11 protein-coding genes and 1 tRNA gene are annotated in these 14,167 nt (G+C 58.3%); 5 read left to right on the top strand and 7 right to left on the bottom strand.

Annotation, left to right across the window (positions count from 1 at the left end):
• Positions 1 to 25: 25 nt before the first annotated feature.
• On the bottom strand, positions 26 to 946 hold the full coding sequence (locus DM872_RS01890; RefSeq protein ID WP_179057860.1) for a LysR family transcriptional regulator: 921 nt from the start codon (positions 944 to 946) through the stop codon (positions 26 to 28).
• Positions 947 to 1,054: 108 nt separating this feature from the next.
• Between DM872_RS01890 and DM872_RS01885 the strand changes: the two genes are divergently transcribed.
• The 3 genes from DM872_RS01885 to DM872_RS01875 all read left to right on the top strand — a co-directional run bounded on the left by DM872_RS01885 (position 1,055) and on the right by DM872_RS01875 (position 4,591).
• Positions 1,055 to 2,101, top strand: a complete 1,047-nt coding sequence (locus DM872_RS01885) for an HlyD family secretion protein (RefSeq protein WP_179057859.1) — start codon at positions 1,055 to 1,057, stop codon at positions 2,099 to 2,101.
• A gap of 49 nt (positions 2,102 to 2,150) precedes the next feature.
• On the top strand, positions 2,151 to 3,650 hold the full coding sequence (locus DM872_RS01880) for an MDR family MFS transporter (protein ID WP_179058002.1): 1,500 nt from the start codon (positions 2,151 to 2,153) through the stop codon (positions 3,648 to 3,650).
• Between the two features lie 95 nt (positions 3,651 to 3,745).
• Positions 3,746 to 4,591, top strand: coding sequence for an EamA family transporter (locus DM872_RS01875; RefSeq protein ID WP_256873268.1), 846 nt, complete (start codon positions 3,746 to 3,748; stop codon positions 4,589 to 4,591).
• 41 nt (positions 4,592 to 4,632) lie between these two features.
• On the opposite strand, the gene uvrB is transcribed toward DM872_RS01875, so the two are convergent.
• Complete coding sequence (gene uvrB, locus DM872_RS01870; RefSeq protein ID WP_179057857.1) at positions 4,633 to 6,648, bottom strand: excinuclease ABC subunit UvrB; 2,016 nt, start codon at positions 6,646 to 6,648, stop codon at positions 4,633 to 4,635.
• Positions 6,649 to 6,831: 183 nt separating this feature from the next.
• Between uvrB and DM872_RS01865 the strand changes: the two genes are divergently transcribed.
• Both DM872_RS01865 and DM872_RS01860 read left to right on the top strand, forming a co-directional pair.
• Complete coding sequence (locus DM872_RS01865; protein WP_077525276.1) at positions 6,832 to 8,028, top strand: amino acid aminotransferase; 1,197 nt, start codon at positions 6,832 to 6,834, stop codon at positions 8,026 to 8,028.
• Between the two features lie 69 nt (positions 8,029 to 8,097).
• A tRNA-Asn gene (locus DM872_RS01860) sits at positions 8,098 to 8,173 on the top strand.
• A gap of 217 nt (positions 8,174 to 8,390) precedes the next feature.
• Here the strand turns inward: DM872_RS01860 and DM872_RS01855 are convergent.
• From DM872_RS01855 to DM872_RS01835, 5 genes are all read right to left on the bottom strand, one after another.
• On the bottom strand, positions 8,391 to 8,714 hold the full coding sequence (locus DM872_RS01855) for a ComEA family DNA-binding protein (protein WP_179057856.1): 324 nt from the start codon (positions 8,712 to 8,714) through the stop codon (positions 8,391 to 8,393).
• Positions 8,715 to 8,777: 63 nt separating this feature from the next.
• Positions 8,778 to 10,781: a polysaccharide biosynthesis protein gene (locus tag DM872_RS01850; RefSeq protein WP_179057855.1), complete on the bottom strand. Its 2,004-nt coding sequence runs from the start codon at positions 10,779 to 10,781 to the stop codon at positions 8,778 to 8,780.
• A gap of 137 nt (positions 10,782 to 10,918) precedes the next feature.
• Entirely contained in the window at positions 10,919 to 11,944 is a 1,026-nt protein-coding gene (locus DM872_RS01845; RefSeq protein ID WP_179057854.1) for an MraY family glycosyltransferase, read from the bottom strand.
• A complete protein-coding gene (locus DM872_RS01840; protein ID WP_179057853.1) occupies positions 11,941 to 12,906 on the bottom strand; it encodes a UDP-glucose 4-epimerase family protein in 966 nt (321 codons plus the stop codon). Before DM872_RS01840 ends, DM872_RS01845 begins: the two co-directional genes overlap by 4 nt.
• Complete coding sequence (locus DM872_RS01835) at positions 12,899 to 14,158, bottom strand: glycosyltransferase family 4 protein (protein ID WP_179057852.1); 1,260 nt, start codon at positions 14,156 to 14,158, stop codon at positions 12,899 to 12,901. The genes DM872_RS01840 and DM872_RS01835 overlap by 8 nt, the downstream gene beginning before the upstream one ends.
• Between the last annotated feature and the right edge of the window lie 9 nt (positions 14,159 to 14,167).

Here is a 14,167-nt window from a genome sequence, read left to right as displayed (position 1 = left end):
GAATGGTCTCGAAACTCAAGGTGGATCAAAGGCGCGATCTTATCAGGCTGGCCGCCATCGGCTCCAGCAAGTGTCCTTCTTGCACCGGTAGGCTGCGCATCAGGAAGTCGAGAAACGCCTTGACCTTCATCGCCTGGAAGCGCCGCGACGGATAGACGGCATAAATCTCGCCACTGGGCAGTCGCGCCTCGGGCAGCAACTCGATCAACTCCCCGCGCTGTACGGCGGATTCGGTGAACATCAGCGGCAATGCCGCGATGCCCGCCCCCGCCAGCACCGCCTCCCGCGCGAACGTGATGTTGTTGCAATAGAGGACGCGCTGGCAGGGCACGCTTTCGCCTTGCAACATCCAGTAGCGCTGGGAATCCTGGGGCAGCAGGACGGCACGATGGCCAGCGAGGGCCTCCACCGTCCGCGGCGTGCCGTGGGCAGCGAGGTATGCCGGGCTCGCGCAAAGCCGCCGACCGCTCTCGAACAACTTGCGAGCGATCAGGGTCGAGTCCTGCGGCTGGCCAATCATGATCGCGATGTCCACGCCCTCTTCCAGCGGATCGACATTGCGCGAGGTGATTTCAACTTCAGCCGTGATCTGCGGGTACTGGCGCATGAAGCTGCCCAGCACCTTGCCGAGGAACAACTGGCCGAATTCAATGGGCGCCGTCACGCGCAGCAGGCCAGAGGGCTCCTGCTGCAATTGCATGACCGCCTGCTCGGCTTCGGCGAAGTCCAGCATGATCTGCCGGCATCTTTCGTAATACGCCAGCCCTACTTCGGTCAGCCGCAGCTTGCGGGTCGTGCGATTGAGCAGGCGCACCCCGAGACGCTCTTCCAGGAGCGCAATGCGGCGACTGACGGTGGATTTCTGCATGCCCAGGCTTTGCGCAGCCTGGGTGAAGCTGTGGCACTCGACTACGCGAGTGAAGATAAGCGCATCATCCAGCCCCATTATTGTTCCTTATAAGCAACAAAGTTTCTGAATTGTACCGGCTATTGGCGAGCACGGAACACTGCTAGATTCGCAACATTCTGCAAAGACTTCGAGCCACGTTTTCCCATGCCTGCCAAACTGCAACGCCGCCTGTTCACCTTCATCGCCCTGGTGGCGCTGGTCGCCGCCGGCCTCTTCGCCCACTGGCTGCTGATCGGCCGATTCGTCGAATCCACCGACAACGCTTACGTGCAGGGTGAAATCACTCGCGTCTCCAGCCAGTTGGGTGCCCGCATCGATGAAGTGCTGGTCAGCGACAACCAGCAGGTGAAGAAAGGCGATGTTCTGGTGCGTCTCGACGCCGACGACTTCAAGCTCGCCCTGGAGCGGGCGCGGGCCCAGCTCGATACGCGCGAAGCCGAGCTGGCCCAGGCGCAGAGCAAGCTCGTTCAGCAGTCCAGCCTGATCGCCGCGAGCCAGGCGGATGTGGCCGCCACCCAGGCGACCCTGGGCCGCACGCAGATCGACCTGTCCCGTGCACAAACCCTGCGCAAGCCCGGCTACGTCTCCGAGGAGCGCGTCACCACCCTGTCCGCCGACTCCCGCGTCGCTCGTTCGCAGGTCGCCAAGGCAGAGGCCGACCTCAAGGCCCAACGCCAGCAAGTGGATGCGCTGAACGCCGAGATCAAGCGCCTGGAAGCGCAGATCGCCACCGCACGTGCCGAGGTCGCCCAGGCCGAGCTGAATCTCAGCCGTACCGAAATCCGTTCGCCCATCGACGGTCGCGTCGGCCAGCGCGCCGCGCGCAATGGCCAGTACGTCCAGGTGGGCGCGCACTTGATGTCGCTGGTGCCGGACGAAGACATCTGGGTCCAGGCGAACTTCAAGGAAACCCAGATCGAGCGCATGCTGCCGGGCCAGGCCGCAGAACTGATCTTCGACAGCTTCCCCGACACCCCCATCGAAGCCCGCGTGGACAGCCTCTTCGCGGCCTCAGGCGCCCAGTTCAGCCTGCTCCCCCCGGATAACGCCACAGGCAACTTCACCAAGGTGGTCCAACGCATTCCGGTGAAGCTGACTTTCGCGTCCGATAACCCGCTCAAAGGTCGTATCCGGCCTGGCATGTCCGTTCTGGTCAAGGTGCGCCTGAAGGCCGAGAACCATGGCGGGTGATGCACTGGTTCGCCCCACTGGCGAACCGAGTCGACGTGATTGGATAGCCGTGATGAGCGCCATGCTTGGCGCCTTCATGGCAGTGCTGGACATCCAGATCACCAACTCCTCGCTCAAGGACATTCAGGGCGCGCTCTCTGCCACCCTCGAAGAAGGCTCATGGATTTCCACCTCCTACCTGGTAGCGGAAATCATCATGATTCCGCTCACCGCTTGGCTGGTGCAGTTGCTCTCGGCACGACGCCTCGCGGTCTGGGTGTCCGTAGGCTTCCTGATTTCATCGCTGCTCTGCTCACTGGCCTGGAGCCTGGAAAGCATGATTGCCTTCCGCGCCCTGCAGGGCTTCACAGGCGGCGCACTGATTCCGCTGGCGTTCACCCTTACGCTGATCAAGCTGCCGGAGCACCACCGCGCCAAGGGCATGGCGCTGTTCGCCATCACCGCCACCTTCGCCCCCTCCATCGGCCCAACCCTGGGTGGCTGGCTGACGGAAAACTTCGGCTGGGAATACATCTTCTATATCAACGTGCCACCGGGCCTGCTGATGATTGCCGGCCTGCTCTATGGCCTGGAAAAGAAGGCACCGCACTGGGAGCTGCTGAAGCGCACCGACTATGCCGGCATCGTGACCCTCGGGGTCGGCCTCGGTTGCCTGCAGGTGTTTCTCGAAGAAGGCCACCGCAAGGACTGGCTGGAGTCTGACCTGATCGTCGGCCTGGGCAGCATTGCGCTGGTGAGCCTGGTGCTTTTCGTCATCCTCCAGGTCTCGCGCCCCAATCCGCTGATCAACCTCGGCATCCTGAAAAACCGCAACTTTGGCCTGTCGAGCATTTCCAGTGTCGGTCTAGGCATGGGTCTGTACGGTTCGATTTATGTGTTGCCGCTGTATCTGGCGCAGATCCAGGGTTACAACGCGCTGCAGATCGGCGAAGTGATCATGTGGATGGGCGTCCCGCAGCTGTTCCTGATTCCGCTCGTCCCCAAGTTGATGAAAGTCATTCCGCCGAAGTTCCTCTGCGCCCTGGGGTTTGGACTGTTTGGTTACGCCAGCTTCGCCTCCGGCGTACTCAATCCGGACTTCGCGGGGCCACAGTTCAACCAGATCCAGATCATTCGCGCCCTCGGCCAGCCTCTGGTGATGGTAACCGTGTCGCTGATCGCCACCGCCTACATCCAGCCACAGGACGCCGGCTCGGCTTCCAGCCTGTTCAACATCCTGCGAAACCTGGGTGGCGCCATCGGCATCGCCCTGCTCGCCACCCTGCTGGACGCCCGCGCCAAGGTCTACTTCGACTACCTGCGCGAGTCCCTGGTGCCGAGCAATCCGCAGGTCGCCGAGCGCCTGGCACTGCTGACGGAGAAGCTCGGCAGCGAGCAAGCAGCCCTCGGCAAGCTCAGCGAAATCGCACACCAGCAGGCCAGCATCATGGCCTACAATGACGCCTTCCATTTCATCGGCATCGCCCTTGGCGTCAGTATGCTCGCCGTGCTGCTCACCCGCGCCCTCCCCGTCGGCGCTACCGGTGGCGCCAGCGCCGCCGCCCACTAATCCCGCGCCGGGCATCCGGCGCGCTTCGATTCAGGCTGTACATGTCTTCCCACGCTTCAACCCGCCGCACCCTTCTTCTGATCGGTGCCTTCGCCATGATTTACGTCGGCTGGGGCACCACTTACCTGGCCAACCACTTCCTCCTGCGTGAACTGCCGCCCTTTGTCATCGCCACCTTGCGCTTCCTGTTCGCAGGCACCCTGGCCCTTGGCTGGGTGCTGGCGACCGGCAAGGCGCAGGTTCAACGCAGCGACTTCGGCAGCGCACTGGTCGGGGGGATCTTGTTGATTGCTGTTGGCCAGGGGGCGCTGATCTACGCCAACCAGTTCCTGCCCACCGGCATGCTGGCGATGCTCTATACCACCCTGCCCCTCTGGAGCGTCGCGCTGGAGTGGCTGCTCGACCGTCGCCCGCCGCTCTGGGTCCTGTGCGGCCTGGCGCTTGCCAGCGGCGGCATTGTGATGCTGATGGGCAAGGGCCTGGGCGGGGACGCCGGCTTCGATCAATGGTTCGCAGGCGGACTAGTCGTAATGGCCACACTCCTCTGGGCGGTCGGCGCGTGGATGCTGCGCCAGCGCGCGCCCTTCCGCTCCAGCTGGATGGGGCTGAGCCTGCAGATGCTGACCGGCACGCTGATTCTCGCGATCTTCGGTCTGTGGCGTGGGGACTGGAGCGGAGTGGACCTGTCCAGCGTGAGCCTGGATGCCTGGCTCTGGATGGCCTATCTGGTGGTGCCGGTCAGCCTGGGGGTTTATCCCGCTTACTTCTGGCTGCTGAGGGAAGTGAAACCAAGCCTGGTTTCGACCTTCGCCTTCGTCAATCCGGTAGTGGCCCTTCTGCTCGGCTTCGTGATCCTCGGAGAGCGATTGGAAGCCGCTGCGCTACTTGCGTGCTTGGCGACGCTGGCAGGCGTTGTGTTGATCATCTTCGGTAGACGCTGACGAAAAAGAGCAAGGGCGCGTCGGATGGCGCCCTCCTTCATTCAGAGCTGGAGCAAACGTTCTCGTAGCTTCTGGATTTCGTCGCGCAGTTGCGCCGCAGCCTCGAACTCAAGATCGCGAGCCAGTTGGAACATCTTCTCCTCCATCTGGCGAATGCGCTTGGTGATCTCGCTCGGCGAACGCAGTTCCGCCTCATAGCGGGCGCTCTCCTCGGCCGCCTTGGCCATGGCCTTGCGCTTGTTACTGCGCGAGCCCGGTACGGTCGCCCCCTCGAGGATGTCTTGAATGTCCTTCTTCACGCCCTTAGGCACGATGCCATGGGCTTCATTGAAGGCAACTTGCTTGCTCCGACGCCGATCGGTCTCGTCCAACGCCCGCTGCATGGAACCAGTGACCTTGTCCGCATAAAGGATCGCCCTGCCATTCAGGTTGCGCGCCGCACGACCGATGGTCTGGATGAGCGAACGCTCGGACCGCAGGAAACCTTCCTTGTCGGCATCCAGGATGGCCACCAGCGAAACCTCCGGCATATCCAGGCCTTCGCGCAGCAGGTTGATCCCCACCAACACGTCGAAAGCGCCGACACGCAGGTCGCGAATGATTTCCACCCTTTCCACGGTATCGATATCCGAGTGCAGGTAACGCACCTTGACGTCATGGTCAGCCAGGTAGTCGGTGAGGTCCTCCGCCATGCGCTTGGTTAGCGTGGTGACCAGCACCCGCTCTTCGACTGCTACACGCTTGCGAATCTCGGAAAGCAGGTCGTCCACCTGGGTAGTGGCTGGACGTACTTCCACCTGCGGGTCCACCAGGCCCGTCGGTCGCACCACCTGCTCGACCACCCGGCCGGCATGTTCACCCTCGTAGGGGCCCGGGGTGGCAGACACGAAAATGGTCTGCGGACTGATCGCCTCCCACTCATCGAAGCGCAGCGGGCGGTTGTCCAGCGCCGATGGCAGGCGGAAACCGTACTCCACCAGCGTTTCCTTGCGCGAACGGTCGCCCTTGAACATCGCCCCCACCTGGGGAACCGTGACGTGGGATTCGTCGATCACCAGCAGCGAATTCGCAGGCAGGTAGTCATAGAGCGTCGGCGGCGCCTCACCCGGAGCACGACCGGAGAGATAGCGGGAGTAGTTCTCGATGCCGTTGCAATAGCCCAGCTCGAGAATCATTTCCAGATCGAAGCGGGTACGCTGCTCCAGCCGTTGCGCCTCCACCAGCTTGTTGGCTGAGCGCAACTGCTCGAGGCGCTCCTTGAGCTCTTCCTTGATCTGGTCCACTGCTTCGAGAAGCACCTCGCGCGGCGTCACGTAGTGGCTTTTCGGATAGAAGGTGAAGCGCGGCAGCTTGCGGATTACCTCGCCGGTCAGAGGATCGAACGCCGCAAGGCTTTCCACCTCATCGTCGAACAGTTCGACACGGATCGCCTCCAGGTCGGATTCCGCCGGGAAAACATCGATGACATCGCCGCGAACACGGAAGGTTGCACGGGCAAAGTCCATGTCATTGCGGGTGTATTGCAACTCTGCCAGGCGGCGCAGCAAGGTCCGTTGGTCGAGACGGTCGCCGCGGTCGATGTGCAGCACCATCTTCAGGTAGGACGCCGGATCACCCAGGCCGTAAATGGAAGAAACGGTGGCGACGATGATGGCGTCTGGCCGCTCCAGCAACGCCTTGGTCGCGGACAGGCGCATCTGCTCGATATGGTCGTTGATCGAGGCATCTTTCTCGATATAGGTGTCGGAGGACGGAACGTAGGCTTCCGGCTGGTAATAGTCGTAGTAGGAAACGAAGTACTCGACGGAGTTGTTCGGGAAGAAGGCGCGGAATTCGCCATACAACTGCGCCGCCAAAGTCTTGTTGGGCGCCAGCACCAGCGTCGGACGCTGCACCTGGGAAATGACATTGGCGATGCTGAAGGTTTTCCCCGACCCGGTAACCCCCAGCAGCGTCTGGTGCGAAAGGCCGGCTTCAAGCCCTTCCACCATCTGGCGAATGGCCTCCGGCTGGTCGCCGGCGGGCTTGAAACGGGTTACAAGCTGGAACTCCGACATGCTGACCTCGACATTGGATGTGACACCTGGGCAGAACGGGCGTCATACCTGGCGGAAAGCTTGCGCGCGATGTCGCCGCAAACTGTCTGGGCCGCTATAATACCGGCCCGATTGCGCAACCCCTAGCGCACATCGTTCGGGGTTGCATCCCATCCTCATCTTCCTCCTCCGAGCTGCCGCATCATGAGTCTGTTTTCTGCCGTCGAAATGGCTCCGCGTGATCCTATCCTGGGTCTCAACGAAGCGTTCAACGCCGATACCCGTGCCGACAAGATCAACCTGGGCGTGGGCGTCTACTACAACGAGCAAGGCCGTATCCCGCTCCTGCGCGCTGTAGCTGAAGCGGAAAAGGCCCGCATCGAAGCGCACGCCCCGCGCGGCTATCTGCCAATCGAGGGTATCGCGTCTTACGACCAGGCCGTGCAAAAGCTGCTGTTTGGCGCTGATTCCGAACTGCTGGCCCAAGGCCGCGTTGTCACCACCCAGGCCGTGGGCGGTACCGGCGCGCTGAAAACCGGCGCCGATTTCCTCAAGCGCCTGCTGCCCAATGCCGTTGTCGCCATCAGCGACCCGAGCTGGGAAAACCACCGCGCCCTGTTCGAAGCCGCCGGTTTCCCGGTGCAGAACTACCGCTACTACGATGCGGCCACCAATGGCGTGAATCGTGCCGGCTTGCTGGAAGACCTCAAAGCCCTGCCCGCTCGCTCCGTCGTGGTACTGCACGCCTGCTGCCACAACCCGACCGGCGTGGACCTTGAACTGGAAGACTGGAAAGCCGTCCTGGAAGTCCTGCGCGAACGCGAGCATGTACCCTTCCTCGACATCGCCTACCAGGGCTTCGGTGCCGGCATCGATGAGGACGCGTTCGCAGTACGCCTGTTCGCCGAATCCGGCCTGCAGTTCTTCGTCTCCAGCTCCTTCTCCAAGTCCTTCTCGCTGTACGGCGAGCGCGTCGGTGCCCTGTCCGTGGTAACCAACTCGAAGGAAGAAGCTGGCCGCGTCCTGTCGCAAGTCAAGCGCGTGATCCGCACCAACTACTCCAACCCGCCCACCCATGGCGCCACCGTAGTTGCCTCCGTGCTCAACAGCCCGGAACTGCGCGCCATGTGGGAAGGCGAGCTGGGCGAAATGCGCACCCGCATCCACAGCATGCGCCTGGCCATGGTCGAGCAACTCGCTGCCCAGGGTGCCAAGCGCGACTTCAGCTTCGTGGCTCGCCAGCGCGGCATGTTCTCCTACTCCGGCCTGACCGCCGAGCAAGTTGAACGCCTGAAAAACGAGTTCGGCATCTATGCCGTCAGCACCGGCCGCATCTGCGTTGCCGCGCTGAACAACAGCAACCTGGAAAGCATCACCCGCGCGATTACCCAGGTACTCTGACGTGGAAAAGGAGAAGCTCAAGCAAATGCTTGACTTCTCCTTTCTAATCAGTAAGATACGCGCATCCGATCCGCGATAGCTCAGTCGGTAGAGCAAATGACTGTTAATCATTGGGTCCCTGGTTCGAGTCCAGGTCGCGGAGCCAAATTAAAAGCCCTCGGCACATGCCGGGGGCTTTTTCTTTTAGGCGGCAAAAACCATCTAGAGCCAAGCTGTTCGCCCCTTCGCTCCCCTCCTTTGAGCGCACTGAATCAGCGTTTGGCTTTCGCTTCAAATCCAAATTGCAACGCCGCGATTCTCTAGCAGCAAGCACAGCCAACAAAAAGCCGGCCTCGAAGGCCGGCTCTTGATTTGCTCGTACGCTACTCGACGGTCAACCTGTCACGACTCTTCTCCAGAGTCTTAACACCAATTCCCTTGACCTCCAGCAGGTCGTCTACCGAGGAGAAGGGACCGTTCTCCTCGCGATACTGCACGATTGCCTTGGCCTTCGCTGCGCCGATACCAATCATATGATCCTGCAGCGCCAACTCGTCCGCGGTATTGATATTCAGCTTGCCCGCCTGGCTTGCAGAGCTATCAACCACCACCGCAGGCGCAGCCTTAGCTGCCACAGCGACATGGCTATAGCCAAGACAGAGGGAACAGAGAACGAGAAACAGCGAGGCGATACGCACACGAAACATCGTGAACACTCCTTGTCATCAGTAAGGGGAAGGGCGGTACATCCAGAAACCGCCCGACACAAACTAATGCCTGGAGTTAGAAGGCTCAATTCGTCGCTGCTGATGGATCCAGTCAACAATTTCCTCTTCAGGGGTGTAACCGTTGACGGTCTCGCGTAGGAGTTGGCGCACACGGACGTAGTCGTCAGCCTCAACAGCAGCGAAGAGCTCAGCAAGAACGCGCTTGAAGGCATCCCAGGGAAGATGCTCTTCGTTGGCCCGCATGATCATCGGGTGATCGGTGGGACTGACGTTGTCTCCAATGAGCAACTCCTCGTAAAGCTTCTCGCCTGGCCGCAAACCAGTGAACTCGATCGCGATATCACCACTGGGGCTCCTATCGGAGCGGACGGTCAAGCCGGATAGATGGACCATCTTCTCCGCAAGTTCAGCAATCTTTACGGGCTGCCCCATATCCAGCACGAAGACATCCCCGCCCTGCCCCATCGAGCCCGCCTGGATCACCAACTGCGCAGCTTCCGGAATGGTCATGAAATAACGCGTGATATTGGGATGCGTAACGGTAACCGGGCCACCACGCTTGATCTGCTCACGGAACAGGGGAATTACCGAACCGGAGGAGCCCAGGACATTACCGAAGCGGACCATGGTGAAGCGGGTCTTGTTGACCCGATGAACAGCGCCACTGTCACCAAAAAGCACCGGCGCCGACTCACGACTGAGCGCCTGGAGAACCATTTCGGAAAGACGCTTGGTGCTACCCATCACGTTCGTGGGCCGTACAGCTTTGTCCGTGGAAATAAGAACGAAATTATTTACTCCCGATTGAACCGCAGCCTGCGCAGCATATAGCGTACCAAGTACGTTATTCAGTACGCCTTCCGCAATGTTATGTTCGACCATTGGGACGTGTTTGTAGGCTGCAGCGTGGTACAGCGTGTCCACTCCCCACGTGCGCATAACATCGAGCAGCCGTAACTGATTGCGCACTGATCCGAGAATAGGTACAAGTTGAATGCTCAGTGACTCTCGACGAATTCGCTGCTCGAGTTCGAGCTGAATATTGTAAAGATTGAACTCACTATGCTCGAAGAGTAACAATATTCTTGGTGAGCACCCGACGATTTGCCGACACAATTCAGCGCCGATAGATCCGCCGGCGCCAGTGACCATGACAACTTGTCCGAAGATGCAATGCTCGAAGAGCTCTTTTCGTGGCGGAACAGCGTCACGTCCGAGCAAGTCGGCTATATCGACTTCCTGAATGTCGTCGACCTTGACCCGCCCGCTAGCAAGATCCATAAAGCCGGGCACACTACGCACATGCAACGGAAATGCCTCAAGATATGAAAGCACTTCGCGTCGGCGAGCACGGGTAGCTGATGGAACTGCTAATAGAACCTCTTGAGCTCCAGTCTCTTCGATCATCTGCTGAATATGCTTCGGCTTGTAGACTTGGAGGCCTGCAATTACACGGGTCGCTATACTGTCATCGTCGTCAATGAAAGCTACAGGCCGCATTGCTCGCCCCAGTCGGAGTGCCGCCACCAGTTGATTCCCCGCCGCGCCCGCCCCATATATCGCGACCTTCGGAACGCCAACATCCGCGTTAATGAACGGAACTTGACGAGTGGCCGAAAACCAGTCCCCCATGAAGTATTGGCGCATTACCAGACGCAACCCCCCAATCATCACAAGGCTCAGCCACCAATAATTGAATACGAGTGACCTTGGTATAACCTCGGGTGCATCCCGGTACCAGTAGATGGCAAGCGCAAGCAATAAAGTAGATATTGTCACTGCCTTAACAATGGCAATAAGAGCATCATTTCCAAAATATCGCATGACCGCTCTGTACATCCCAAATCGAATGAATGCTGGGATAGAAAGAAACGGCGCGCAGACGAATAGCCAAGCATGCCCACCGAAAGGATGGACAAGTTCATCAGTACCCAAACGCACAATGAAAGCGAGCCAGAGTGCTGCCCACACAAGCAGCACATCCGTTATGAGCTGCAACAAGCGCTTTTGACGACGAGGCAGACGCAACAACCATTCGCGCAACATTTGTCAAAAATCCTTATCTTGAGTCACTACGGCTGGGTCCGCCTCAATACAGCAGCAGTAACCCCAATGTAGTGCCGCGACTTGCATTCAAAGAGTTCGCAAGACGCAAAAGGGAACCTCCACACCCAGGGACTGCTTCAGCCCGCTGAGTGTACCTCCTTCTCGCCAGCCTTGAAGCGAACGGCCAGGCCCACGAGCGGAGCGTAGGCTACAAGCATCCCCAACGCACCATCTAAATACCCCAGACCAACAACGATTGCCATCGGCGTCAACCAGAACAGGTTAATCACGCCTACTGCCAAAGTAACAGGCAAATGCCGCGCGAACCGTCGGGCGGCGTACTGATAGGCGTGGCTCCTGTGGGCCTCGTACACTCGTTCACCCCGGATAAGGCGTCGCAGCAGAGTCCAGGTGGAGTCCACAACGAAAACACCCAGTAAGATGACCCAACTCCAGAGCAACTGCGAATCAATCCAGCCTGCATAGATGGAAAGCACGCCCAACATAATTCCGAGGAACCCGCTTCCAGCGTCTCCCATGAATATCTTCGCGGGTGGAAAATTCCAGAACAAGAAGCCAGCGACACCGAAGGCAAGCAGAAGGGGAACACTCATCTCCGAAAATTCACCAAGAAGGGCGTAAATCGTTACACCCCCTAGACATACCGATATCGCCTCTACACTTGCAATACCGTCGATGCCATCCATGAAATTGTACAGATTGAGCAGCCAAACTAGATAAACGAGTGCCAGTGCATTACCAACCCACCCCATATCCACGCTAAAGCCGAACACGGGCAACGCAGGTAAACCACCCAGGCAATAAAGGGCCCAGCTAGCACCAATGAAGTGCGCAAACAATCTCCATCGGGCAGGGATATGACCATGGTCATCGAGGAAACCCACTAATGCGATCCAAGTGCCAGAGCCAATCAACGCCCACAACAACGCAGAGTCCAGCAACCCACCAAAAGACAACATGGGCAGAGTGAGCATCATGCTGAGCACTATGGCCACTCCACCCCCACGTGGGGTGGGAATCGTATGAGAGCTGCGCGCATTCGGGATGTCCATTAGACTACGAGTCAAGGCGTAGTGGCGCAGCCCGGCTGTCAACACAAGTGAGCAGCCAAAAACAATAGGAAACACCCACCAGGTAATCATTTAGTGCTCTGGTCCAGATAATGTTTGGCAGTTTTATATAGGGCTTCATCGACACTAACAGGAGGAGTCCAGCCCAACAGGGCCTTAGTCTTTGTAATATCAACCTGCAGCGAACTACACAGCCTCTGGTAATAGTCCCGCTTTCCAATCAATGTTGCGCCAAACTCTAACATCCAACTTGGCATCGGAATCAATCGAGCAGGCGTACCAAGCGCAGACCCCATTCTTCGTAGCAACTGGGTAGTTGAAAGGTCCTCATCATCACTGACGAGGAAGGTCTGATTTCCAGCCCGAGGATGATCAATGCAGGTAAGGATCAGATCCACCAGATTATCTAATGCGACCAGACTGCGCCGATTGTTTATTGCCCCTAAAGGAAGCGGCACCCCTCTGTGAAGCCATCGCATCATGTTCAGAAAATTAGCTTTCACTCCTGGGCCGTAAACGAGGGTTGGTCTGATGATGACCACCTCCATTCCGGTCTCAATGGCCAAAACCCGCAGCCCCTGCTCAGCTTCCATCTTGGAGATTCCATATGGGTCGGCAGCCAGTGGCGCACCGTCGGCAAGAAAAGGCACACTGGTCGATGTCGACTCGCCATTAACCTTGATCGAGCTAATAAAAATAAAGCGACGCACACCCTTGTTTGCCGCTTGCCGAGCGAGATTTAGAGTTCCCTCAAAGTTGACTTTTCTAAACTCCCGCAGGGGGTCAACTGCATCATCATTCATCATGTGCACGCGAGCCGCAGCATGAACGACAACATTCACATCTTGCAGGGCTGCGCCCCAATCCGTATTTCCGTCAAGTGTTGAAAAGCGAATGCAAGTGGCAGAACGCGGCGACGAACTGAGTGGGCCGCGCGTCGCCAGTCTCAGGTCCACGGATTCGTATGAGCCCAGCCTCTCCGCTGTTGCATGCCCCACGAAGCCGGAAGCGCCAGTCAAGAGAATCCTATTCATTACTTACGCTCCTGCGTAAACTGGAGTTTCGAAATAGCGCTTCCAGACGATCGAACAGTGTCGATTTTGCAAAATTCTCCAAGTAGAAGCGTCTGCCAGAAGCTCCCATTGCGCTGCGTTCTTCGGGAGACAGCGTCGCCATCGCTCGCACGATTTCGGCCAGTGCTGCCGCATCCCCAGATCGACAAGCCATACCCGCGCCGGACTCTCGGACCACTCTAGCAGCCTCACCGTCGATCATCGCGATCACGGGCTTATTGGAAGCCAGATATGCTTGGACTTTTCCGGGAATGGTTTTTTCGAATACTTCGTTAGTCCTCAGGGAAACCAGAAGCGCATCAGCCCTAGCGAAAAGCGGCGGCATTTTCTCCAGTGGGTGCCTGCCAAGTAACAGTACGTTGGAAAGACCGCGCGAAGCTATTTGCTCCTTGAGCCAAGCCGATACCCTCCCATCCCCGGCAATCGCCCAGCGAACAGGGAGTTCCTTTGCCAGAGATTCTGCTGCCTCAAGAATAGCGGGAAAGTCCTGAGCCTCTCCGAGGTTCCCGGCAAATACGATCGTAAAGACAGTCGCATCTGGCTCCAGAATGTCGGACTGCAGATCTGAAGCCCCACTAAACTCATCCTCGGCCCAACTTGGGAAGTACACTACACGATCCGACCGAATGCTCTTTGTGCAGTACCTTCTTACATTTTCACTAAATGATTTTGACTGCAACAACAGATAGTCGGCGCGATTGTAGATCCAAGATACGAGTTTTCCCACCACTGCCAGGAGCTTCTCGTTCTTGACGACGCCGACAGCACTGAGCGTTTCCGGCCAAAGATCCAGAACCCATATGAATACAGGAGCCTTCTTTATCCGCCCGATAATTAATGCCGGAATGGCGGCCATGATCGGAGAAACGGCATACACAAAGACCGAGTCGAATTTATGCTGGCGCAGTTTGAAAACACCAAAAACAGACGCACTCACAAAGAAAGAAATATAATTAAGCGCTAAAGTTAGGCTTCTTTTCCCGCGAGCAAGCATCGGAACCCTTATAATTCGAGCACCGGCGTACTCCGAATACGCACCAGGTTCACTCTGATACCCCGGAAAAATCGATCCTTCGGGATAATTAGGGACTCCAGTCAATACCGTTACTTCATGACCTCGAGCGACAAACCCTTCAACGAGGTTATTTATACGCATATTCTCTGGCCAAAAATATTGCGTTACCACTAGAATCCTGAGGGGTTTGTCACTCATGGTTCGACC

The sequence above is a fragment of the Pseudomonas taiwanensis genome (assembly GCF_013393345.1).
GTDB lineage: Bacteria > Pseudomonadota > Gammaproteobacteria > Pseudomonadales > Pseudomonadaceae > Metapseudomonas > Metapseudomonas resinovorans_C.
Note: the sequence above shows the minus strand (reverse complement) of the source record. Positions and strands in the feature narration are given on the sequence as shown.

Bases quoted from the DNA above. Each gene is read 5' to 3' on its own strand.
- DM872_RS01890 (WP_179057860.1), bottom strand. From the start codon at position 946: ATGGGGCTGGATGATGCGCTTATCTTCACTCGCGTAGTCGAGTGCCAC.
- DM872_RS01885 (WP_179057859.1), top strand. From the start codon at position 1,055: ATGCCTGCCAAACTGCAACGCCGCCTGTTCACCTTCATCGCCCTGGTG.
- DM872_RS01875 (WP_256873268.1), top strand. From the start codon at position 3,746: ATGATTTACGTCGGCTGGGGCACCACTTACCTGGCCAACCACTTCCTC.
- uvrB (WP_179057857.1), bottom strand. From the start codon at position 6,648: ATGTCGGAGTTCCAGCTTGTAACCCGTTTCAAGCCCGCCGGCGACCAG.
- DM872_RS01865 (WP_077525276.1), top strand. From the start codon at position 6,832: ATGAGTCTGTTTTCTGCCGTCGAAATGGCTCCGCGTGATCCTATCCTG.
- DM872_RS01855 (WP_179057856.1), bottom strand. From the start codon at position 8,714: ATGTTTCGTGTGCGTATCGCCTCGCTGTTTCTCGTTCTCTGTTCCCTC.
- DM872_RS01850 (WP_179057855.1), bottom strand. From the start codon at position 10,781: ATGTTGCGCGAATGGTTGTTGCGTCTGCCTCGTCGTCAAAAGCGCTTG.
- DM872_RS01845 (WP_179057854.1), bottom strand. From the start codon at position 11,944: ATGATTACCTGGTGGGTGTTTCCTATTGTTTTTGGCTGCTCACTTGTG.
- DM872_RS01840 (WP_179057853.1), bottom strand. From the start codon at position 12,906: ATGAATAGGATTCTCTTGACTGGCGCTTCCGGCTTCGTGGGGCATGCA.
- DM872_RS01835 (WP_179057852.1), bottom strand. From the start codon at position 14,158: ATGAGTGACAAACCCCTCAGGATTCTAGTGGTAACGCAATATTTTTGG.